The organism is Wukongibacter baidiensis (assembly GCF_050888315.1).
Lineage (GTDB): Bacteria > Bacillota > Clostridia > Peptostreptococcales > Caminicellaceae > Wukongibacter > Wukongibacter baidiensis.
This window is the reverse complement of sequence record NZ_CP138202.1, coordinates 6174088-6195479: the sequence shown is the minus strand read 5'-3', so window position 1 is coordinate 6195479 and position 21392 is coordinate 6174088. Positions and strand designations below refer to the sequence as shown.

Here is a 21392-nt window from a genome sequence, read left to right as displayed (position 1 = left end):
CTTCATGATCCTATCCATTATATAATACCATGATTTTCTAGTATAACCATATATTCAACATTAATATTTGATTAAAATTTATATGCTTTAAATTTAAGAAATTATTAAGATAAAATCTAAAGGATACCTATAAGAAGTAAGAGAACTATTTGGAAATATCACTGCATATTATAAAGTGACTTTATGTTTGATGAACCGATGGGTTTGAAAGGAGAAATTTAATGACGGAAAATAGCTTATATAAAAAAGACTCTATTAAATACATATTACTTGTAATATTTGGATTAATTATTCTAGGCAATACTAACAATAATCCTGAAATCTTTGTACAAAGAGTATTTAGGCCTCTTAAATTTGGAGATGTTACCTTCTTTTATGCTGGATTAATTCCATTAATTATCATATATAAAGGCTTAAAAGGAATTTACACATGCAACAAAGCAAAAATTTTAGGTACAAGATGTAAGAGAATAATTGCAACGATTGTTCTGATAGTTATATTCTCTAATTGCTGGATTTTTGGTTTGAAAACTTTTAAGGGTTTTGTTGGTGGTTTAGATTCTATTTATTGCGATAGAGAAGATTTATGGTTACACGCCCGCAAGGTTAATGAAAATGAAGTAAAGCTATCTGTTATTATTAATCTTGAAAATTGTAGTTCTGAAAAACAAGAGTTCTATATAAAGATAAAAACTCCAGAAGAATGGAAGGATTCTATTATAGAAGATGAGATACTTGCTAAAGAGGTACACTCAAAGCCAAGCAATAAAATCTACATGGATAAAAATGAAAGCAGAAATTTTAGAATTGAAGCTACAATAACATGTAAAAGTAGTTCATATGCATATAATAGTAGGCGTACAAATAATTTTGATTTTATATTATTCAATGACAAGGAAGAAGTGGTGTTTAAAGGGATCAATTCCTTACGCTAAATGCTTATGATTGAAAAAACAAAAAAGAGGACAAAAAGTGTCAGGCCAGAATACGTCAAAATTTATGTATTCTAGCCTAAGATCATCCTTTATTGAATAGAAAATAGCAATGCTGAACTTATATATCAAGTGCAGAGTTTTAGTAACTTAATGCATTAAGCCTTTCATGCTACTTAAAAGTCCATGTGTGTCTGTGTATCCTAACTCCATTTTTTTCTCCACATCTTGTCTTTTAAGATCTAATACGCCTGTTTTAAAATCCCCTAGACTCTGTGATGGTATAATTGGAACGATCGGCACTGTTGTATTAATTTTCAATTTATTGATATCTTTTAAATCTAACAATACTGCAATTATCAAGTCACAGTCACTTTGTATAACTGGCTCTATTGGTACATTGTTAGATAATCCACCATCATAGTAATAATGACTACCAATGTTAACAGGATTAAAAATAACGGGTATTGATGTTGAGGAAAGAATAGCTTTTTTACCCTCTTCTTTATCCATTTTCATTATATTAAAAAATTCTCCACTTGGAGTTTTTGTAACTTGGGTTGAACAAACGAAAAGACTCTCACATTTATTTGCTGTATCCAAAAGTTTATTAATACCATCCTCTATAAGTCTTTCATCAATTTTCCCTCCATATTGGACTAGCTTTTCACAAAAACTTGGGTCCATAAATGCTGCATATATAGAATTATAGTCGTTCAAAGTAAGCTCTGATATCAACTTAGCAGAGTCAATACCTATTTTCTCTTCCATGGTTAACCAAATATTTGTTGCACTGTTGAGGTCAACTGACGACATAAGCAGTCCATTTATAGCTCCAATTGATGTTCCTGATATTACATCAAATTTTATATTAAACTCATCAAAAGCCTTCCATGCACCTATTTGATAAGCTCCCATTCCACCGCCACCTGATAAAACTAAACCTATTCTCATATTTTTCACCTCTGTTTTTTATATTAAAGGGAGAACATATTATATATCATTTAGTATTATACAAATCTGTTTGAATTATAATGATATTTCTATATGCTATAGAGTCAATATTTCAAAAAAATAATAGAACTAGAAAACTGCTTGAAGTAGTTTCCTAGTCTAATAGTTTAAGTTTATAAACTTGTCATGTTATTCTATTAATTCTTTTGAAGTTCCATCAATCTTTATTCTATATACATTGGATTCATTACTAAGCGAGTAGTAAATCCAGTCATCCACTATACTAAAGGCATTTATGCTATCATTTAATATCATAGTTTCTTCAGTTCCATCAGTTTTCATTTTATACAGATTGCCATCGGAGTATTTTTTGTAATATACACATCCATTATAAATTTTACTACGAAGCAATTCAAGCCATTTGTAATCGTCTATTTTAGTCTCATCTTTACCATTAGTCCTGATTTTATATGTGTTAAAGTCAAAGTCATCTGCTTCTTTTTGATAGTAGTATATCCAGTCGTCTATTATAATCATTCCTGATACAAATCTATCTGTTATTTTTGTTCTGTCACTGCCATCTATTTTCATTCTATAAAGATTTCCATTGTCGCTTTTGTTTATATAGTATATCCAATCATCGATTATCTGTATGCCATTGATCCCTATTGTAGGTACAAGGTCATTTCCAAGTTTCTTTTCATTTGACCCATCAGCTTTCATTTTATGTATGGTCCCATCTCTATCGGAGTCACCCTTCACAAAGTAAATCCAGCCCTTATTAACAGATAGACTAAATATAGGTTCGTTTTTAATAATGCTTCTGTTAGAACCATCGACTTTAATCTTATATTTTCTACCCCTTTCACCATGATTAGTATAGTATATCCAATCTCCATCAATCATAAATCCTATAGGGAGATTGTCATTTGTAATCTTTGTTTTCTTTGTCCCGTCTTTTTTAACCTTATAAAGCTTGTTACTATCAATAGGATTTGTGTAGAAAATCCAGTCATCAGTGATAGTAATATGTCTCATCTTCTCATTAGATAGCAAAGAAATATTTGAGCTATTTTCATCTATTCCATATAAATAATTATCTCTACATTCATCAATAAAGTAAACAGAATCATTACTATATCTAAAAGTTTTAATATTAATACTATTTGTTACCCTTACATTTTCTGAACCATCCATTTTAACTTTATATAATGTTCTATTATCCTTTGAATTGATATAAAATATCCAATCTTCATAGGCAAAAATATTACTTATACTTAAATTCGCGTTATCTGCTATTTTTCTAAGTTCAGTTCCATTTGTTTTAACCCTATATAGTTTAGAGCCTTTGTTAAAGTCTAAATCTACGCCATAAATCCAATCATCCTTTACTATAAATGAATATAGCTTCTGATCAGTTATTTTTTCTTTATTTCTCCCATCAAGGTTAACACGATATATCTTCTCATCACTTGAATTCATATAGTAAATGTAGCCTTCACTAATATAGTAGCCATTAACGCCTTCGTCTACTATCTTAGTATTTTCTTCAGTATTTATGTTAAACCTATATAAACTAGACTCATCTTCCATACTTCTATAATATATCTGATTGTCTATTAAAGTATAATTTGCACCGCTATAGGCTGATAACTCTATTCTTTTCATACCGTCATAAGACATTTTATGTAAGTTCCCAACTTTAGTATCAGTATAATAGAGCCACTCACTATCAGCCGCTACTAAACTTACATCCTCATCACTAATTTTTTCATTAACAGTACCATCTTTTGAAATCCTATAAATTGGACCAGTTAGTAAAGTAAACGAAGGACCATAGTTATCCGTATTTACATAGTAAATCCAATCATTGGTAACTAAAAAATCAGTTAGTGGTAAAGTGTCATATAGCTTTGAGCTACTATCTTTTAGCGAAACACATCTTACTTTTGGTGAAAATGTGTTTTTATAAAGATATATATTATTCTCACTTTTTGCTGCATGTTCAGTAGTTCTAAATCCTGTTCCAACGTTAATTTCTCCTAAATGTATCGGCTTACTACTTGAGTTTTTATCACTAGTAGCAAATATAGTTAAGATTATCAGTAATAATATTGATACTGCTATTAAAGAAAGTTTTTTCTTTACAATCATATACAGACCTCTTTTCCTTTTAAATCAAGATTAATCTTTCACGAGCTTTTCTTGTAATATTATACCATTTCTACAAGGTTATATTAAATTTTTTATTCAAGTAAATGCTATCATTTTGTCTGAATAAAAAAATAATCCAAGAATTGAACTTCTTGAATTATTTTTGGTGATTCCCTATGATATCAGAAAGAGAATTGTAATGGTCACTTACTGATCACTCTTGACATTTCACTTTATAAAACTCTATTTAGGAAGAAATTGTTTTTTAGTAAATTCAATGTATGCATCATCACCTTGAGTTTGTTTTAGCTCAATAAGTTGCTTTGCATCATCACCAGCAATGTAACGGCTTTGATTTTTCCCGTCGGTTGCTGCTGTATAGATAACTTCTGCAACCATCTCTGGAGAACTGTAAAATTCGTCAGGATTAACGTTGTTAAGTAGATTCATAAAATGTCCTAATAATTTATCATAAGCTCTGTTATCCCCAGTATCAGCCATAACCATTGATCTTGTTCCAAAATCCGTTGCTATATTACCTGGTTCAATCAATTTAACCTTAATTCCGAATTCATCTAGCTCATAACCAAGAACCTCTGAAAATCCTTCTACTGCAAACTTCGTCGCATGATATGAGGTTAATAATGGGAATGTAATTTTACCACCCATAGAAGATATATTTAGTATGATACCACCTTTGTTCTCTCTAAAATGCGGGATGAATGCTCTAGTTGTATTCATAAGACCAAAAACATTTACATCAAACTGGGCGCGAATTTGTTCATCAGTGCATACTTCAAATGGTCCGTTAAGCGCATAACCTGCATTGTTTAGTAATACATCCACCTTACCATAGTCGGCAACGATAGCTTTGTATGCATCATTAATAGATTGTTGTTTAGTAACATCTAGTTTATAAACTTTAATATTATCAATAGTTTGTAATTTTCTCTCTTTTTCTGGACTACGCATTGTAGCTGCTACGTTCCAACCTTTTTCTGCAAAGTATATTGCTGTTGCCCTACCTATACCTGTTGATGCTCCTGTGATAACAATTGTTTTATTCATAATATCAATCCTTTCAATTTGTTTTTAATTAACAATGTGTTTCTTATATCATTCATTATAAGTAACACGTTGTTAATTGTCAAGTGTATTTTTTTATATTTTCTTACTCTTTTTATCCGAAGTAGATTTTTAAGTATCATAGCGTTGTCTATTTCTATTTCTTATGCTATAATATAGTTCAACAAAAGGTAGGTGAGCAATATGACATTTGAACGAGCTAGAAATGAAGAGAATAAAAAGATACGATTAGAACAAATCAAGACAGCAGCAATAAAACTTTTTGACGAAATGGAATATCATGAGATTTCCTTATCTAAAATCGCTAAAGAGATTAACTTTACTCGCGGAAATCTTTACAAATATATCACATCTAAAGAAGATATTTATTTATATGTAATGCTTGATGAGATGACTGATTTTATTGAAGAGCTTGAACTTAATCTAGTAAAAGAAGAAAAGTTCAACACAAAAACTTTAGCTCTCAAATGGGCTACTATCATCTCAGGACACCCTAGATATTTAAAACTTATTTCCATATTATTTACTATGTTAGAGCAAAATTCTAACATTGATGTACTGACTGACTTTAAAAATCAATTATTAATCATTACAACTAGAATGTTCAATGTGATTAAACATAATATTCCCGAATTCACTGATGAAGATATCAAGAAATTGCTGGATTTATCTTTCTCCTTTGTAATTGGAAAGTATCCACTTTGTAATCCTACTGATATTCAGATAGAAGCCACTAAACGTTCTAATTACAACTATGTATTTCCTGATTTTGTAGAAAGTTATTCTGAAGCCCTTGTGTTTATAATCAATGGTATTAAACTATCGAAGATGTAGTGGTCTAATATAGGACTCTACATTTATATTAAACAATATAATAAACCAGATATGAGTTACTTCTCATACCTGGTTTATCTTCTATATACTATTTAATTAAATCTATGTTAATAAAATATTCAAAATCATTTATGACTCTCGTGCAAGATACAAATCAACAGCAAGATTCTCACTCGATTCAACTGCTGTTGCTTTTCATTTTGCTTTTAAAAATGGTTCTGTAGCTTGGCATGCTCCACAACCTGCTTCTATTATTGAGCTGTGCAGCATATTTATCAAAATCCTAACTATCTGTTTTGTCAGACCCAATTGAAGCTGAACTAAATCCTTTAAGCAGAAACCATATTGCTAGAAATACCTCGTTCAACATTATTTGAGAATAGCCCAAACCTAATATTAACTTTGGAATAGTGTTATTTGTTACTTCTAGCAAGTTTACTATCAGTAATAATATGACTGCAATAATACCCCAGACTGATACCCACTTGGGAATAATTTTTGATTTATACAATAAATAATAAAACATGAAAGCACTTATGACAAAGATGTATGTATGACTTACATAAATTGAATCTCGCACCTTGAGTAATACATCACTGGAAGACAAGAATAAAATCCCTGCAATAATCATAAGTGCTCCCTCAATGATTTTGAAAATAAGGTAACTGAAAGTTACTCTATGGTTATAATGTTTAAAGATTGGAAACATTAGAACTGCAATTCCTATAACTGAAATACCACTAATCCCCTCAAAAAACATCACTAATAGTTTTGATTCTATTATAGTACTAGCTAAAACACAATATGCAATTAATATAAGTACACCTACTATTATTGCAGTTTTTCTATTCTTATTCATTTTGTTTGCACCATTTTTCATATTTTCATACCTCCAATCGACTAAATGCTATGCCATCAACAAAGCAATATTATCTTTCTTACTGCATCTAAAAAACTTTTTTTCATGAAGTTCACCCTTAATAGAAGTTGATATGATAGTTAATAGTATCTAATTCCATTGTTAGGTATTTCCAGTGATTTTATTAATTTTTTTGGTATTTAGATGATTGTAAATTTTTAACATTATAGTTTATTGACTTTGTCCTTACTTCTCCCCGACACTACAAAATATTCAAAAAGTATTTATGGCTTTCGTGCAAGATATAGATCCACTGTATCATCAATAATCACTTCATTGCCAAATTCTTCGATTGATTCCCTAATTGCATTGAAAAATGACAATTGTATTGATTTGCTCAAAGCTCTATGGTCTGAATATGTATTTAGTAATTCTACATATTCAAGGCCAGTCATTGTTCGAGTATTATGGTATGTTTTTAACTCCATGTTGATAAATCCATAATTCTTTATTTCATTCATTGCACTCGAATATCGAGATGTATTGTCTGCTTTGTGACTCCATTCTGGTAAAAACTTATTATAAACGGATTGTATTTTTTGATGTAATGGATCTTCTTTGCTATTTACAGATGGTCTATTCCAAAATAAAGCAAGTGTACCACCCTTCTTAATGATTCTATATGCCTTTTTAAATCCAATTTCAGCTGGTATCCAATGGAAAGCTGTAGCTGAATACAACATATCAAACTTATTGTCTTCACACACATAATCTTCAAAAGCTGACCTAATAACCTCGAATTTTTCATAATCCTTGAATTTTTTTCTTGTATATGAAGCAAGATTTTCACCTAATTCGACTGCTGTTACTTTACATTTTGTTTTTAGAAATGGTTTTGTAACTTGAACTGTCTATATTAATACCTGCATATTTTATGATATCTTTAAATAATTGTACTCCATAGTTTGGACGTCTTTTTTCATAATTTAAGACCACTTCATCAAATAAGTATTTTTTATCCAAGCTATCAGCTCCACTCATAATATGTTTTGGTATATTATACCACAGTTGTAGGATTATGTTGTATTCTCGCCATCAGATAAGTGCCTCTCCTCTTGTCTTTATGGAGCAGTTCCTCTTATTCTTCTCTATCAGATAGCGATTTTTTCCTTATGAAAAAATTCCTTGACCCTAACGTTACGGTATAGCTTATACTCAAACTAGAAAGGAGGAAGTAAACATGAACATAAAAATACTCGATACGATAAAGGGCTATAGGAAAATGCTAAAAAAGGCCTCCTCTGAAAAAGAGGACTATTTAAGAAATGAGCTTTTAAAAGATTTTATCCCTATATTTAAAAGAATTGGTATGCCTATAGACCAGCTTCTAAATAGTTTATTACCCATTACTGAAAGTGAAGAGACATATCTTAACTACCTAAATTTATTAGAGCAAGAAGATATAGAAGCGAAGTGCCTAAGTGTTTTAAAAAAATCTATGCTAGAATTTGAAAAAAGCGGTATTCCACTTCCTAAGCATTTAATTCTAGGTATTTACCTTGGTAATCCCCATGCCTTAGCCCATAGTGAAGGATATACCGGTTTTGGAGGAATTCCAGGCTATATACAAATGGTTATTGCTCCAACACTAAAGAATCTACAAAAGCTTCCAGCAGCTGTTTGTCATGAATTACATCATAACAGTATGTTTCTTTTAAAGCCATTTGATTTTACAGCTGTTACTTTAAAGGAATATATTCTGTATGAAGGCTTGGCTGAGAATTTCGCTGAAGAAATGTGTGGTGAGGATATGATTGGTCCTTGGGTAACTAATATATCTAAGGAAAATCTTGAGCTTTCAAAAGCTCTAATAAAGCCTAAGCTGAATCTACAAGGTTTTCAAGCTGTAGCCCCATATATTTTTGGTGGTCAGTCTGTATCAGATCCTAAAGGTAACTCAACCATCATGCCAGCTTCCGGTGGATATGCGGCAGGATACCATATAGTAAAAGCCTATCGTAAACAGACAGGTCAGTCCACTTTAGAAGCTATGGTAAAAAGCCCAGACGAAATTATAGATGAATCTCGATATTTTTAAGGGAAACGGTGCTAAAGCACCGTTTCAAGATTTTTAAGAGATATAATTTTTTCCATGTTCTTATATAATTGATGAACATAATTGCATAGATAGACACAATGAAATGTCTCCGTCTCCTCACTTTTATAATCAAAAAAATAAGACAACCAAAGTCGCCATTATTGCTTTAGTACTTTACCCCTTCTGAAGGGTATCAGTAAGAATTTAATTACTCATCACCCATTTAATCATTACCTTAAACTATATATTTTTTATATAATCCTTCTTTCTCCTTCTATATTTTGCAAAACTATAAAAAACTAGGCTGTTCATAAACAACCTAGTCTCATTTATACTTACCTACAGCATTTCTACTGTCTTTCCCCCACCAATGCAGCCATTTCACCATTACTCACTGTCACTTGCCCATCACTTATTTCAACTGGCGTAACTTCTACAAAATATGTGCAACAGTCTGACTTGCATTTTGTAGGTTCACAGAAAGTAAAATCAAATGATTCTGTAATCTTTGTACTATTTTGGCTTAATTTTGCAAGCGTCCAGACTCCTTTCGATTCAGCTCTCCCATCTTCGCATACTCTAAATAATTCATACCTCAGTAAAGCATTCAAATCACCATCTAATTCCTCAAAGCTCACAATGCTAGAAAACTCAATATTCACTGTAGGCTTGCATAGACCTTTGGTATCTACCGTAACCTGTGCAAGTTGAAAGGCAGAGTCATTAGGTGAAGTAAAGGTTCTACTTCCAGTTCCACTACCACATTCTAATAACACTTCATTAGTCCCTGAGTTCTTTAGTTTACAATCTGTTGTGTTACATATCTTATCACCGGTTTTAGATGATTGGGCAAGTGCAGTCATTCTTGAATTATTAATCGTCGAATTATCCAACCCTCCCATCGGTACTTCAATAGCTGTTACTGTTACAAAATACTCACAGCAACCTGAAAAATCCAAACATTCACAGAATGTAAATCCGAATCCTTGTGTAGCTTTAATTAATCCCTGTATAACTCCAACCTCATAATTCCACACACCTCGAGATATTGCTTCTTCACCATCGCACACTTTAAACAATTCAAATTGAAAGCGAACAGTAGAATCAGGTGTTGACCCTTCAAAGTAATCAACAATGGTAGAGAACTCAATTAAAACTTTAGGTTTACGTAAACGTGATGTATCAATTATAACATTTGCTATTCTCACGGGTGGCTGGTTCTCTGTTCTGAAAATAACACTCCCATCTCCTGTTCCACACTCTAAAACTGTCTTTTTTGATTCAAATAGCTTAGTTCTAGATTTACCATACTCATCTTTGGTCTCATATATTTTGCATTTATCCTTTGAACTATCCTTTACAGATTGGCTCAAGGCTGCCATTCTCCCATTGCTAATCGTTGCAGTAGCATTAGTAATTTCCATAGGTGTAACTGTCACAAAATAATCACAACACCCAGGACAAGCTGAACATTCACAGAAGATGAAATTGAAGGATTCCTCGGCAGCTCGGTCAAAATCAGCAGTAGAAATATTAACTTTTTCAAATATCCAAGTTCCTAATGATATGGGTGATCCATCTTCACATGCTCTTGATAATTCGTATTGCAACCTTACCGTTGCTCCACCACCTAATCTTTCCACTCTAACAAGACTAGAAAATTTTGTTAAAACTTCAGATCTGTTTAAACAGGTTGTATCTATGGTAACATGAGCTAATTGGAATGGTGCATCATTCGACGATATAAAGGTTCTACTTCCGGCTCCTTCACCACATTCTAATAATATTTTCTTTGGTTTAGGATGCTTTGATTCACATTTAGCACAATCTATATCCGGTTCACAGACTTTATTATCTCCGTAACCATGATTATTAGTCATTTATATACCTCCATCTATATTTCAGTAGTTTTTCGTTTTATACTACTAGATCTAGAGTATACTTTTGAAATATATGCTCTATATCTGTAATACTCTAAAAGCACATATACTCCATTTTCACTACATCATATGTTGTTTTATTAAATACGTGACATATTTTGTCCTACAAATCTTATTTTCTCAACAGAAGAAAAAAATTGCGTCTTCCCCTTCCTTACTTCCAGAATTTAAGACGTTAGTTTTATGTCCCATTTTCTTGATACCTCTGGGTAGTTTACCGTCATCATTTCTTCTAATTAATAAATAACCATATTAGCTGTGCACATTTAGTAAAATTCGTTTTACTAGTTTTGCCGATATTTAGTTAAATTTTTTAGAATATAAAAAGGAACTATTTTTAATAGCTCCCTATCCTTTGTCAAATTCAGTTTTACTCTATTATTAGTTCATCATTCCAATTTCTACTCATTACTATCATCATCTTTATACAAGTCATACTTTTCAATATATTTTCTTACTTCTTCAGGCACTAAGTAACGTATACTTTTCCCTTGTTTTCTGAGTTCTCTAACATAGGTAGAGCTATTATCGTTCCTTATTTTTTCTTTGACCTCTATAATACTATCTTTATTACTAGATAGTAGATGGTCATTTTCAATTATTTCATTTACGCTGTCGCCATTTCTCGAAATACTCATAATTTTAAAGTTCTTTAGTATTTCATCTGCACCCTTCCATGTGTGAATTTCTTTTAAATTGTCGGTACCCATCAGAAAGTATATATCGTCTCCTGGATATTGATTTTTTAATATACTTAAAGTATCTACGGTATATAGACGTTTATCTGAGGATACTTCTATTGTAGAAACCTCAAATTTTATATTATTTATACAGGTGGCTTTAAGCATATCAACTCTTATAGATGCATCTAGCAACCCCTTTTTTTCATACATATTTCCAACCGGAAGAAAAAGCATCATATCAATCTCGTATTCATTTACAATCTGCTCTGCTACCTGTAGATGAGCATTTGTTACAGGATTAAATGCTCCTCCAAAGACAACTATTGATTTCATAGCTTAAAGCCTCCTAGATTTTAGTCTATTTAGTTATCAAATATACTCATTTTTATTAGCTCTCATCTATTAAACTATTTCTTTCACGATCTCGATTCCCATGCTCTTCATCAAATATAGTGACATTACATTCGTAAGGGTTGCATCATGCATATCAAATTCAAAGGTATCAACTAATGTAGTAGGAACTATAATTCTTTTTTCGAAATCATATTCATTGAAATAGGCTTTAAGTGTTTGCGCGAACTGTATTACGCAAATATCTGTACAATCACCAACTATTATGAAGTTTTTATACTTTGAGAGTATCTCTTCTTTTAATTCTTCAAAATCTCTGGCTACAAATCCATTGGTTGAATTCTTAGGAACTATAATATCAATTCCTAATTTATTAACCTCTTCCACTATCTCACTTTCATATGTTCCATCTAGGCAATGCTCTGGAAAAGAATCAAACTCTTTGGAGTTTTTCGTATGAGCATCCTTAAAGGCCATTGTTTTAATTCCAGCTTCCTTTGCTTTTAAAATAAAATTTGCTATTGGATTTATTAACTCACCAACCCTTGGACTACTTAGAGCTCCCTTAATAGCAAACCCATTTATTAAGTCTACAATAATCAATATGGTTTCATCAGCAATTAAATTATTTAGATTAATGTTAGGCACATTATTTATCATTTCCCCTATCTTCATTAGAGCCTTTGTTGTATCTGCGTTTATAACGAAATCCTTTTTCATTTTATTACCTCCTCTAATCTTCATGGTCCTCCCAATGAATGTTTAATTTGTAGAGTTTTGCAGACCTTGGACCATTCCTTATTTTCTTAGTCATGGTTTCCCACCTCGTGATCTATTTTTAACCTTCCCAGCAATTAAGTAGATATTTTGTTTATTTTTGACCAATTACAAGTTATTAACTAATAGTTTCTTATAGTATAATGCCAAGATTATTTTTTTTCAATGTTGTTTAATCTTTATATAAAAAAAATAAGACGACCAAAGTCGTCATTATAGTTCAATATTTTAGACATTCTGCTACAATTCTTGAAATAATACAGCAATTCTACCGTCACTAACAGTTGCTTTAATTTCAGAATCGCTAGGAGCAACTAACACTTCAACTTGAACTGGTTTTACTAAAACAAAATATTCAAGGTATCCAGAACAACAAGTAAAACATTCGCAAAAATCAAACCCAAAGGAACTAGTTTCAATACGAGCTATTTCGCTATCACTCGCATTAACAAATTTTTGAAACATCCAAACTCCCCGCGATAATGGAGTAAATGTCCTGTTTCCATTTCCTTCACCACATGCAAGTAAAGTTTTCTTCTCCCTAATTTTACAATCTATAACATCGTAATATTCCAAATATAAAGCCCACTTCATTGTTTTATTTACAGATTTACTGTTTTTTATAATAAAAACTCAGGGAATCATCGAATCCCTGAGTTTTAAGAGGCTAAGAAATTTTCTTTTTATAAGTTGATTTTCTTTTCCAACAAATATCCTGATAAAAAAGTTAGTAATCCACATATGATAATCGATGTTATCATTGCTGGTGCTAACATTTTAAGTGTCTCACTGGCCATAGGTATATTAATAACAGTTATATCGACAGAATAATCTAACACATTATATGGAATATCAGATGCCTTTCCGACAATATAATTGAGCAGAATAAAAATACCGAAGCTGATTAAACCTTTTAGCTTTACATTAGCTAAAACACTTTTTCTTATTGTAATAGATGAGTAAATAGTCAATAGAAATTGGATGGCGAACAATAAGACCGCCGTCAAGACTATGAATATATTGAGCATAACCTTATTAAACGCAAGGCCACCATTTAAAAAGCCCATTTCCAAAAGATTGCTCGGTCCATAAATAATTGCACTATTTAAAGTAACAATTAATATAAAGAATATTAACATACCCAGTCCTTCCAATAATGCCGTTATAACTTTAGACCCAACAACTGTATAACCACTATTTGGTGTCATAAAAATCATGTAACCTGTTTTTCTATTAATATCTTGACTGTACATCTGAACAACATCTACTGCATAAAGTATAAACAGTCCAATGGAAAGTATTATAGCAAACACAGGTAAGCCTGATTCTCCAAATTTGGAGCTCATAAATACACTTGCTAAAATGGTTGTAACTATAACTGCTATAAACATTCTATATTTTTTTATAAATTCATACTTGATTAAATTTAGCATTTTTAATACACCTCCTTATATAAGGCTTCAATAGATTTTTGCTTTTCTAAGCGTATCTCTTCAGCATCTCCTTGAAGTTCAATCACTCCATTTTTCAAGAATATAACTTCGTCTAAACATGTTTCTAGCTCACTAACCAAGTGACTGGAAACAATAATTACTTTATTCTCATTAAATGTTTCAGAAATTAAACGTAGTATCATTTCCCTCGATATAGGATCAAGACCATTTAATGGTTCATCAAACATATATATAGATGCATTTCTGGAGATAGTCAATGCCACCTTCACTCTTCCTTTTAATCCTGTAGACAGCTCTGAGATCTTGCTGTCTTGATTTAGCTCAAACTCTTTAATAAGTTCATTAGCCCTTTTACTATCAAAATCTGAATACATGTCACTGAAATATTTGATCAGTGTTTTGATCTTCATCCAAGGATATAAAAAGTCTTCTGTTGGCATAAACACTACATCACTTTTTGTTCTATATGATAAAGGTCTGCCTTTAACCAATACATTTCCTGATGTTTGTTTGTGTAAGCCAGCTACTATCTTCATAAATGTTGTTTTACCACTACCGTTTGGGCCTAATAAACCATAAATTTTTCCCTTATCAAAAGAAATGGATATCTCATCCAAAGCCACTTTATTAAAATACTTCTTAGTAAGTCCATCAATTTTTAAAATATGCTCCATTACTTTACCTCCTAATTATTTTTTCTCTTTCTTTATTAAGATCATGTCTACCATCTCATCAAATGAAAATCCTAATTTTTTCATGCCTTCTACAAAATTTCCTACCAATTGCTCAGCCATATCATCTTTTATTGTTTCAACAATCTCACCGGACTCTGTAATAAATGTCCCCAAGCCCCTCTTTTTAAAACACAGACCTAACGATTCCATCTCTTTATATACCCTTGATGCTGTATTAGGATTAATACCAAGTTCTTTCGCTAAATCTCTAGTTGATGGCATCTTATCTCCAGGGTTCAGTTTACCAGTTATAATATCTGACTTTATTTTATTGATTACTTGTAAGTAAATCGGAATATTATTGTTAAAATTCATCGCCTCACCTCGCATTCATATAGTGAACTAGTTATATAGTACACTATGTCTATGAGTTTGTAAAGAGATTTTATTGTTTCCAATTTTTAACTTAAGTAAAACATATCATATTTTGTATTAAAGGCTTATGTTTACACCCTTAATGTATCTGGTATATAAAAATAGAGGTACTTCAGAATGAAAAATTTCAAAGTTATTTGAAATCTTTCATTCTGAAATACCTCTGACTGTACTCCTTTGACTTGCATTATTTTTTATAGTCTTATTCTTTCCTCACAAAACTCCCCACAATTTCCTCCGGGATCTCAAGAAACCGTGTAAACAACTCAACCTCTAATTCTCCGTCAAAATCTTTATCCACTGGCCGTAACATACATTCCCTCAGCTTGTAGCCATTGATTCCGGTTTCGTCAGATTTACCGATAAATCCAATTGCAGAAGCAGAGCTATTATATACTGGCTTTGCTTCTAGGTAATTTCTCATCATAAATTTGAGCTGAATATTATCTACAGTTTCGTATCTTATAACGAGCAGCTTCTTATCTCTAGGACATATACTTTCCATTGCCTCATTAAAATGCTTAAGCATTTTTTCCCTAGTATTAGTATCTTCAATTTGTTCTGCCTTTTTTACAACGTCCTCATAGATATCATAAGAACAAATTTCGTTTATAAAGAAATAATTGTCCGTTCCAAGTGTATCATCATAATAGGTAACTTTTGTTCCAACTTTTTGTTTACCAAACTTCACTTTAAAAGGACGTTGAATCGCTACTTCTCTTGAGCTTTTGCTAATATGTAACACAACTGATAGCTCCTCAGCACTACTTATACTAGGCGCTACGTCACCATCCCTTTGTGTATATTCGGCAATTACAAGGCTTTCTAATTTAGCATCATCCCATTCATCAAAAATTAAACCGTTTTCAGTAAAATGCTGTAACTGCATTAGTCTTTCCTTGTTCATATCATCAATCGGGCCACTAATTGATGAGCCAAATCTAACAGTTTGTCCCTGTATTTCCATCTCTCTTATATAGAAATTTTTATCCCTACTATTCCACTCAAGGCTATGCAATAATCTCTCGCGATTAGTCATAAACTCCTTCCGGTATTCATTATCGAAATTATCCTTAAGCAGTTCCTTATTCTCATACATCATCCACATACGATTTTTGTCCTTATCTATTGTAAAACTCAACAACAAGACATCTAACCCACGGATATTTACACGTTGGTTGATAATATATTCTTCCTTTGGCAACAACATTTGCTGTTTTAAATTTTTTAATAACATTTTTGTCTTCCATCCCTTTTAAAAAGTTAGTTCCCCCAAGTTTAATTAAATGCTAATACTTCATTACATATTATATCATTAATTTGGTAATATCAGGTATGGTAAGTATTTCGTAAAATCAATTTTAAACTTGTGTCTTGAACGCTTGGACATCGCGTCCTAGAGTTTTAGTCAGATTTTTCTTCAAAAATGACCTCAATAAAAATACACAGACAACCCATGGGTCTATCTGTGTGTTTTATTAATTTTAAAATGTATATCTATCTTTCCTATCCAATTATTCTCACTATTCCACTAGAACCGTCAACTTCTAGCATATCACCATCCTTGATGATGCTCTGAGCATTATATATTCCACTCACACAAGGAATACCATATTCCCTAGCGATAATCGCTCCATGCTGAAGGGGTCCTCCTACTTCTAGGACAACACCGGCAGCGTTCACAAATATCGGTGTCCAAGCTGGCTCAGTTGCTTTTGTAACTAGGATTTCACCTGGCTCAAGGGGCTTTTCGTACGGTCCATGAAGAACCTTAGCTTTTCCTCTAACGATACCTGGTGCAATAGGATCACCAATAATATCTCCCTCTTCACCGGTACTTATTGGTCTTATAATCTTTCCTCTACTATCGATAATATTTGGCCAGTTCTTAATATGTTCAACTAATTTATATGGCTTCACGTTTTCTTCTCTGGACTTCATAAGGTCAAAAGATTTATTCTTTTGAGCATTAACTATTTGAGCTGAAGTTAAGTCAAATACCTGCTCTTTAGTTTCCAGTCTACCTTCTCTAACAAATTGATCCCCTATCTGGAGTGCCAGTCTCCTAAGTTGATCTACCACCATTACGTACACAAACTTTGGATCTTCCCTGAAACCGAAGGTCTCCTGATACTTTGTAGCATATTTGATAAACTTTTTCTCAAATCCCCCTTCTATTGCCTTCTCTAATAATTGATTATATGCTTTTTTTCTTCTTTCTTTTACACCTTGTAGATGATTCTTCTCAGTGTTAATATGGGCAAGTTGATTAAAAAATGACTCTGGGTCATCATAGGTTCTTGGTGATGCAATATCAATTTCTTTGAATCCTCGACTGCCATAAAGCTCCATGTAGCTGTCGTAATCCTCCAAGAACTCCTTTGAATAATTTCTATCTGCTATTCTTCTCGCGAACTCTTCACCAGACTTAGTTTTCTTTATTTCGTCATAACATGCCAGTTTATACATATAATGCCCCATAGCACTTGTGGGGTTTCCATCTAAATCCATACCAAGGCTAATAACCAAATCTTCTATATCTTGACCTTTAAATAATTTCTTTATCTTAGCCAAGGAAGTCATTCCCGCTATTAGGATACCAATTGAACCCATCATCTTCTCGAAATGACTCAGCCCTTTGCGTATAGATTGGTCAAAGGGTGTACACGTGCTCAACTCCAATCTTAACTCAGCTTTTGATTTGTCAGATATTTTGATATATTCATCTCTTATTTTCCTATGATCTGAAAATGTAGCCTTAATAGCTCCAGGTCCAATATTTAATGCCATTTTTAGCATTGAACCATAAACTTTCTTCATCTTATCTGTTTTTTTAGTAGGCAGATAGTCATTTAAGTCCACAGACTCAAGAGCACGTCTAGTTGGCGCATCATAACCTTGGAAGATTTTATTAACTGATTTGAAACCCAGTCCTTTGAGTAAGTTTGATATATGCATGTATTGTCGTCCATGAATGGCAACAACAGCACCATCGAATCCCGTCGGCATAGTTCCTGCCTTAGCTATCTCCAGCATTTTCTCCCATATATCCAGACCAAGTACCGACATAGATTCGGTAAAGCCTTGGGTTAGTCCCATGATATCTATATATAGGTACTTTTCTTCTTCGGGTTTTGTTATCAATTCTGGAAATAGCGGCAAATAGGTAGTTATGGGCCTTGATTGTAAAAGATAAAGCTTCCCATCTTCTATTGCCCACTCGATATCCATTGGCTTACCGTAGTGTGCTTCACATCTTGACGCAAGTTCTGCCACCATTAGAATCTGTTTATTCGTTAGTGCCTGTTCTTTTGGCTTCTTATTAACTCTTTTTATAGTTCCTCCATCATCTTTTAACCATAGACCAAAGGATTTTTCCATAACCTTTTTATCAAGAATCTGTCTTTTTACCTTTTCTACAATATATGTGTCCGGAGTCACCTGGCCAGATACAATGGTCTCACCAAGTCCAAAACTAGCATTGATCATCGCTTCATCATAGCAATTGTTTGAAGGATTTAGAGAAAAAGCAATACCACTTACATCTGAAGCAATTTGTTTTTGCACGATAATAGCAATCCTCGGATTATCCAGAGGTATATCATTTAGTTTTTTATATTCAACAACTCTTGTATCCAACATCGAAGTAAAAGCCTCAACAATTGCACTTTCAAGCTTACCGTGGGTAACGCCTAAAATAGTCTCATATTGCCCAGCAAAGCTGGTATCTTCTAGATCTTCCTCCGGTGATGAAGAACGTACTGCAAAAACTGTTTTTTCTGATAAAGCAGCAAATTCTTTTTGGAGAGCTTTCCTTTGTACCTCGTTAAATTCAAGCTTACTTGCTCGTCTCTTGAGCTCATCACACATTTGCTTTGTCGGCGAAGTTAAAAACCCTTTCCATTGGTCAGTTGATTTAATTTCTTGTATCCACGAATCAAAAAACTCAACTGACAATACAAAGCCTTCGGGTACTTCGAATCCTGCCTTAGTTGTTTCAATCAGTGCTTTTGCTTTCCCACCTACTTGAGACAGTGATGGTACTTTTTTTGTTTTAAATCCGTAAATCATACAAGAACCCTCCCTTTGGTTTAGTTTGTAATTGAATTACTTTTAAAATTAACTTCTTTAGACTTAAAATCATTTATTTTATTCATCGACTTCAAAAACATTATAGATACAATCATGACCATCATTGCTGTAATAATTATAGTTATGTGTATCTCTATCTTATTAAGAACCATTCCATATAGCAATGCCCCAAGTGGCATACCCCCTTTGCTAATCAATCCCACTATAGAAAATACTCGGGACATATAATCGTTGGGGGTTTTCTTCTGAATAATTGTCTGTACTGGAATACTGATGAACATGATAGCGTTATATAACATGAACATCACCGCCGAAAATAGAATGAAGTAGAATAGACTATCATTCCCCAAGTAAGAAACTACGCCAGGAAACAATAATCCTGTGAAGGCAAACATCGTGATAACCATCGATATAATACCTATAATCATCGGCCTCTTTAAATCTTTATCTTTATCTTTACCAATTACTCCTACAAGTATGCTGCCCAGCAATGCCCCCATGAGCAATACTACTTGTATATACCCATATTGAGTATCAGAATAATTGAGCTTTGTTCTAAAAAACAAAGGCAGAATAACGCTGAACACTGGCTGAATAAATGCGAATACTATCAAGAAATAAACGCTTAATCGTCTAATAAGTGGACTCTCCTTAATGAAGTGAGCCCCTTCTGACATATCATGCAATACTCCTTTGAAGCCTTTAATAGATTCTTTTTTAATATGCTTGTATTTGATGAGCATCTCGCTACATCCAGAAATCAGGAAGGAGATTCCGTTAATCAGAAAGAGCAAGGTAATACCATACTTCGTGTATAATGCAACTGCTATTAAAGGGGCAACCACCCCTGATAGAATCCGTAAGGTAGCAACTCTTGAATTGGTCTTATTAAGTTCATCCTCTGCTACAAGTCTAGGTATCATTCCTTTAGTAGCTGGATCAAAGAAACCATATAACAGTGATACAAATACTTGAGTGATCAACAATAGGCTAAGATTCATCCTGTCTAGATAAGATACATAGGCTAGAGTCAACACAATAACTGCACTTGAAAAATCTGCAATCACCATAATCTTTTTTCTGTTCAACCGATCACCGATAACTCCTGCAAATGGATAAGCAAGGATTACTGGAATCAATGAAAGAAATGAAAATAGTCCTATTGTCGCTGCTGATCCGCCTATGTCAATGATGTATAGAGGCATAATCAACATTTGTATACTTGATCCTATATCAGATACCATTCGTCCCATAAGCAATAGGATAAGATTCATGTTTAATTTTTGGCCTTTAATTTTCATCTCATCACCTCACTATGCTTACATCTGCCCTAAGTTAATTTCTTCTATTTATAAAACTGATTTCTGAAGAATTTGATATATTCATCACATTCCTCAATTAATTTGTTTAATTCAAATGGTTCATTATTTATTTTTGCTTTATCCAAGTGCTCTCTTACTATTCCTCCTAAAGTCAATTTGACAACATTAATCATTTTTTTAATATCAATGCCTTCTTTTACCAAACTGAAATCTAAGTTGTGCTTATAGAATTTTGCTCTTATTCCTGGAGCAATTTCTTCTGTTTGCTTTCTTATGTCTGTACGAGTTACTTGGTAAGAATATTTATCGAAAAAATCAATGACATATGGATACTTGCTCATTATTTCAAATTTCAAAAAAATGGCTTGTCGCATACGATTCATGAGATCAGAATCTTCCCAGTCGACTCTCTTCTCCATATCAATAGCAATAGCTTTTATAGAAAAATAAATTAGAAACTCAAATAGATCTTGCTTATCTTTAAAATAATGATACAGCAGCCCTCTAGAGACACCGGCTAGTTTAACAACACTGTTTGTAGAAGCCTTTTCTAAATCATTCTTGGTAAATACTTCAAAAGCAGCGTTTATTATTTTATTCACCTTTTCATTGTTTATATCTATATGGTCATATGTTTTCTCCATTCATTTCGCGCCCTTTCTTCCGACCGACAACTTCTGTCTGTTTTAATTATACATCAAACCGGCAGAAGTTGTCAATTCCATTTTTTGCACAATAACGCCTTAA

Annotated in this window: 18 protein-coding genes and 1 pseudogene; 3 read left to right on the top strand and 16 right to left on the bottom strand. The window is 32.5% G+C overall.

Annotated features, from left to right (window positions below):
- Positions 1–221: 221 nt before the first annotated feature.
- Positions 222–935 carry a hypothetical protein gene (locus R9X47_RS28410; protein ID WP_432664428.1) on the top strand — a complete coding sequence of 238 codons (714 nt, stop codon included), beginning with the start codon at positions 222–224 and terminating at the stop codon, positions 933–935.
- A 147-nt stretch (positions 936–1082) separates the two neighbouring features.
- Here R9X47_RS28410 and R9X47_RS28405 read toward each other — a convergent pair whose 3' ends face one another.
- The 3 genes from R9X47_RS28405 to R9X47_RS28395 form a co-directional block, all read right to left on the bottom strand.
- Entirely contained in the window at positions 1083–1886 is an 804-nt protein-coding gene (locus R9X47_RS28405; protein ID WP_432664427.1) for a patatin-like phospholipase family protein, read from the bottom strand.
- A 189-nt stretch (positions 1887–2075) separates the two neighbouring features.
- Positions 2076–4040 (bottom strand): DUF5050 domain-containing protein, encoded by a 1965-nt coding sequence (locus tag R9X47_RS28400; RefSeq protein ID WP_432664426.1) that lies wholly within the window; start codon positions 4038–4040, stop codon positions 2076–2078.
- Positions 4041–4283: 243 nt separating this feature from the next.
- The gene (locus R9X47_RS28395) at positions 4284–5108 is read right to left on the bottom strand and encodes an SDR family oxidoreductase (protein WP_432664425.1); all 825 of its coding nucleotides are present in this window, start codon (positions 5106–5108) and stop codon (positions 4284–4286) included.
- A 201-nt stretch (positions 5109–5309) separates the two neighbouring features.
- Between R9X47_RS28395 and R9X47_RS28390 the strand changes: the two genes are divergently transcribed.
- The gene (locus R9X47_RS28390; RefSeq protein ID WP_432664424.1) at positions 5310–5960 is read left to right on the top strand and encodes a TetR family transcriptional regulator; all 651 of its coding nucleotides are present in this window, start codon (positions 5310–5312) and stop codon (positions 5958–5960) included.
- A gap of 283 nt (positions 5961–6243) precedes the next feature.
- Here the strand turns inward: R9X47_RS28390 and R9X47_RS28385 are convergent, their stop codons facing one another.
- Both R9X47_RS28385 and R9X47_RS28380 read right to left on the bottom strand, forming a co-directional pair.
- Complete coding sequence (locus R9X47_RS28385) at positions 6244–6840, bottom strand: DUF4386 domain-containing protein (RefSeq protein ID WP_432664423.1); 597 nt, start codon at positions 6838–6840, stop codon at positions 6244–6246.
- A 263-nt stretch (positions 6841–7103) separates the two neighbouring features.
- A pseudogene (locus R9X47_RS28380) lies at positions 7104–7664 on the bottom strand (class I SAM-dependent methyltransferase); the annotation flags it as partial.
- A gap of 395 nt (positions 7665–8059) precedes the next feature.
- Here R9X47_RS28380 and R9X47_RS28375 point away from each other — a divergent pair.
- The gene (locus tag R9X47_RS28375) at positions 8060–8917 is read left to right on the top strand and encodes a DUF2268 domain-containing protein (protein WP_432664422.1); all 858 of its coding nucleotides are present in this window, start codon (positions 8060–8062) and stop codon (positions 8915–8917) included.
- Between the two features lie 350 nt (positions 8918–9267).
- Here R9X47_RS28375 and R9X47_RS28370 read toward each other — a convergent pair whose 3' ends face one another.
- The 11 genes from R9X47_RS28370 to R9X47_RS28320 form a co-directional block, all read right to left on the bottom strand.
- Positions 9268–10797, bottom strand: coding sequence for a DUF4489 domain-containing protein (locus R9X47_RS28370; RefSeq protein WP_432664421.1), 1530 nt, complete (start codon positions 10795–10797; stop codon positions 9268–9270).
- A gap of 461 nt (positions 10798–11258) precedes the next feature.
- Positions 11259–11873, bottom strand: a complete 615-nt coding sequence (gene nadD / locus R9X47_RS28365; RefSeq protein WP_432664420.1) for a nicotinate (nicotinamide) nucleotide adenylyltransferase — start codon at positions 11871–11873, stop codon at positions 11259–11261.
- A gap of 69 nt (positions 11874–11942) precedes the next feature.
- Positions 11943–12611: a cysteine hydrolase family protein gene (locus R9X47_RS28360; RefSeq protein WP_432664419.1), complete on the bottom strand. Its 669-nt coding sequence runs from the start codon at positions 12609–12611 to the stop codon at positions 11943–11945.
- A gap of 297 nt (positions 12612–12908) precedes the next feature.
- A complete protein-coding gene (locus tag R9X47_RS28355; protein ID WP_432664418.1) occupies positions 12909–13244 on the bottom strand; it encodes a hypothetical protein in 336 nt (111 codons plus the stop codon).
- A 107-nt stretch (positions 13245–13351) separates the two neighbouring features.
- Entirely contained in the window at positions 13352–14101 is a 750-nt protein-coding gene (locus R9X47_RS28350; RefSeq protein ID WP_432664417.1) for a hypothetical protein, read from the bottom strand.
- 2 nt (positions 14102–14103) lie between these two features.
- On the bottom strand, positions 14104–14796 hold the full coding sequence (locus tag R9X47_RS28345; protein WP_432664416.1) for an ABC transporter ATP-binding protein: 693 nt from the start codon (positions 14794–14796) through the stop codon (positions 14104–14106).
- Between the two features lie 15 nt (positions 14797–14811).
- Complete coding sequence (locus R9X47_RS28340; protein WP_432664415.1) at positions 14812–15171, bottom strand: GntR family transcriptional regulator; 360 nt, start codon at positions 15169–15171, stop codon at positions 14812–14814.
- A 262-nt stretch (positions 15172–15433) separates the two neighbouring features.
- Positions 15434–16468 carry a hypothetical protein gene (locus R9X47_RS28335; protein ID WP_432664414.1) on the bottom strand — a complete coding sequence of 345 codons (1035 nt, stop codon included), beginning with the start codon at positions 16466–16468 and terminating at the stop codon, positions 15434–15436.
- Positions 16469–16737: 269 nt separating this feature from the next.
- Positions 16738–19302, bottom strand: coding sequence for a PEP/pyruvate-binding domain-containing protein (locus R9X47_RS28330; RefSeq protein WP_432664413.1), 2565 nt, complete (start codon positions 19300–19302; stop codon positions 16738–16740).
- A 20-nt stretch (positions 19303–19322) separates the two neighbouring features.
- Positions 19323–20624 (bottom strand): MFS transporter, encoded by a 1302-nt coding sequence (locus tag R9X47_RS28325; protein WP_432664412.1) that lies wholly within the window; start codon positions 20622–20624, stop codon positions 19323–19325.
- 44 nt (positions 20625–20668) lie between these two features.
- Positions 20669–21289: a TetR/AcrR family transcriptional regulator gene (locus tag R9X47_RS28320; RefSeq protein WP_432664411.1), complete on the bottom strand. Its 621-nt coding sequence runs from the start codon at positions 21287–21289 to the stop codon at positions 20669–20671.
- Positions 21290–21392 lie beyond the last annotated feature (103 nt).

What these genes read in the sequence shown, in the direction of transcription:
- R9X47_RS28410 (WP_432664428.1), top strand. Translation starts at nt 222, where the DNA reads ATGACGGAAAATAGCTTATATAAAAAAGACTCTATTAAATACATATTA.
- R9X47_RS28405 (WP_432664427.1), bottom strand. Translation starts at nt 1,886, where the DNA reads ATGAGAATAGGTTTAGTTTTATCAGGTGGCGGTGGAATGGGAGCTTAT.
- R9X47_RS28400 (WP_432664426.1), bottom strand. Translation starts at nt 4,040, where the DNA reads ATGATTGTAAAGAAAAAACTTTCTTTAATAGCAGTATCAATATTATTA.
- R9X47_RS28395 (WP_432664425.1), bottom strand. Translation starts at nt 5,108, where the DNA reads ATGAATAAAACAATTGTTATCACAGGAGCATCAACAGGTATAGGTAGG.
- R9X47_RS28390 (WP_432664424.1), top strand. Translation starts at nt 5,310, where the DNA reads ATGACATTTGAACGAGCTAGAAATGAAGAGAATAAAAAGATACGATTA.
- R9X47_RS28385 (WP_432664423.1), bottom strand. Translation starts at nt 6,840, where the DNA reads ATGAAAAATGGTGCAAACAAAATGAATAAGAATAGAAAAACTGCAATA.
- R9X47_RS28375 (WP_432664422.1), top strand. Translation starts at nt 8,060, where the DNA reads ATGAACATAAAAATACTCGATACGATAAAGGGCTATAGGAAAATGCTA.
- R9X47_RS28370 (WP_432664421.1), bottom strand. Translation starts at nt 10,797, where the DNA reads ATGACTAATAATCATGGTTACGGAGATAATAAAGTCTGTGAACCGGAT.
- nadD (WP_432664420.1), bottom strand. Translation starts at nt 11,873, where the DNA reads ATGAAATCAATAGTTGTCTTTGGAGGAGCATTTAATCCTGTAACAAAT.
- R9X47_RS28360 (WP_432664419.1), bottom strand. Translation starts at nt 12,611, where the DNA reads ATGAAAAAGGATTTCGTTATAAACGCAGATACAACAAAGGCTCTAATG.
- R9X47_RS28350 (WP_432664417.1), bottom strand. Translation starts at nt 14,101, where the DNA reads ATGCTAAATTTAATCAAGTATGAATTTATAAAAAAATATAGAATGTTT.
- R9X47_RS28345 (WP_432664416.1), bottom strand. Translation starts at nt 14,796, where the DNA reads ATGGAGCATATTTTAAAAATTGATGGACTTACTAAGAAGTATTTTAAT.
- R9X47_RS28340 (WP_432664415.1), bottom strand. Translation starts at nt 15,171, where the DNA reads ATGAATTTTAACAATAATATTCCGATTTACTTACAAGTAATCAATAAA.
- R9X47_RS28335 (WP_432664414.1), bottom strand. Translation starts at nt 16,468, where the DNA reads ATGTTATTAAAAAATTTAAAACAGCAAATGTTGTTGCCAAAGGAAGAA.
- R9X47_RS28330 (WP_432664413.1), bottom strand. Translation starts at nt 19,302, where the DNA reads ATGATTTACGGATTTAAAACAAAAAAAGTACCATCACTGTCTCAAGTA.
- R9X47_RS28325 (WP_432664412.1), bottom strand. Translation starts at nt 20,624, where the DNA reads ATGAAAATTAAAGGCCAAAAATTAAACATGAATCTTATCCTATTGCTT.
- R9X47_RS28320 (WP_432664411.1), bottom strand. Translation starts at nt 21,289, where the DNA reads ATGGAGAAAACATATGACCATATAGATATAAACAATGAAAAGGTGAAT.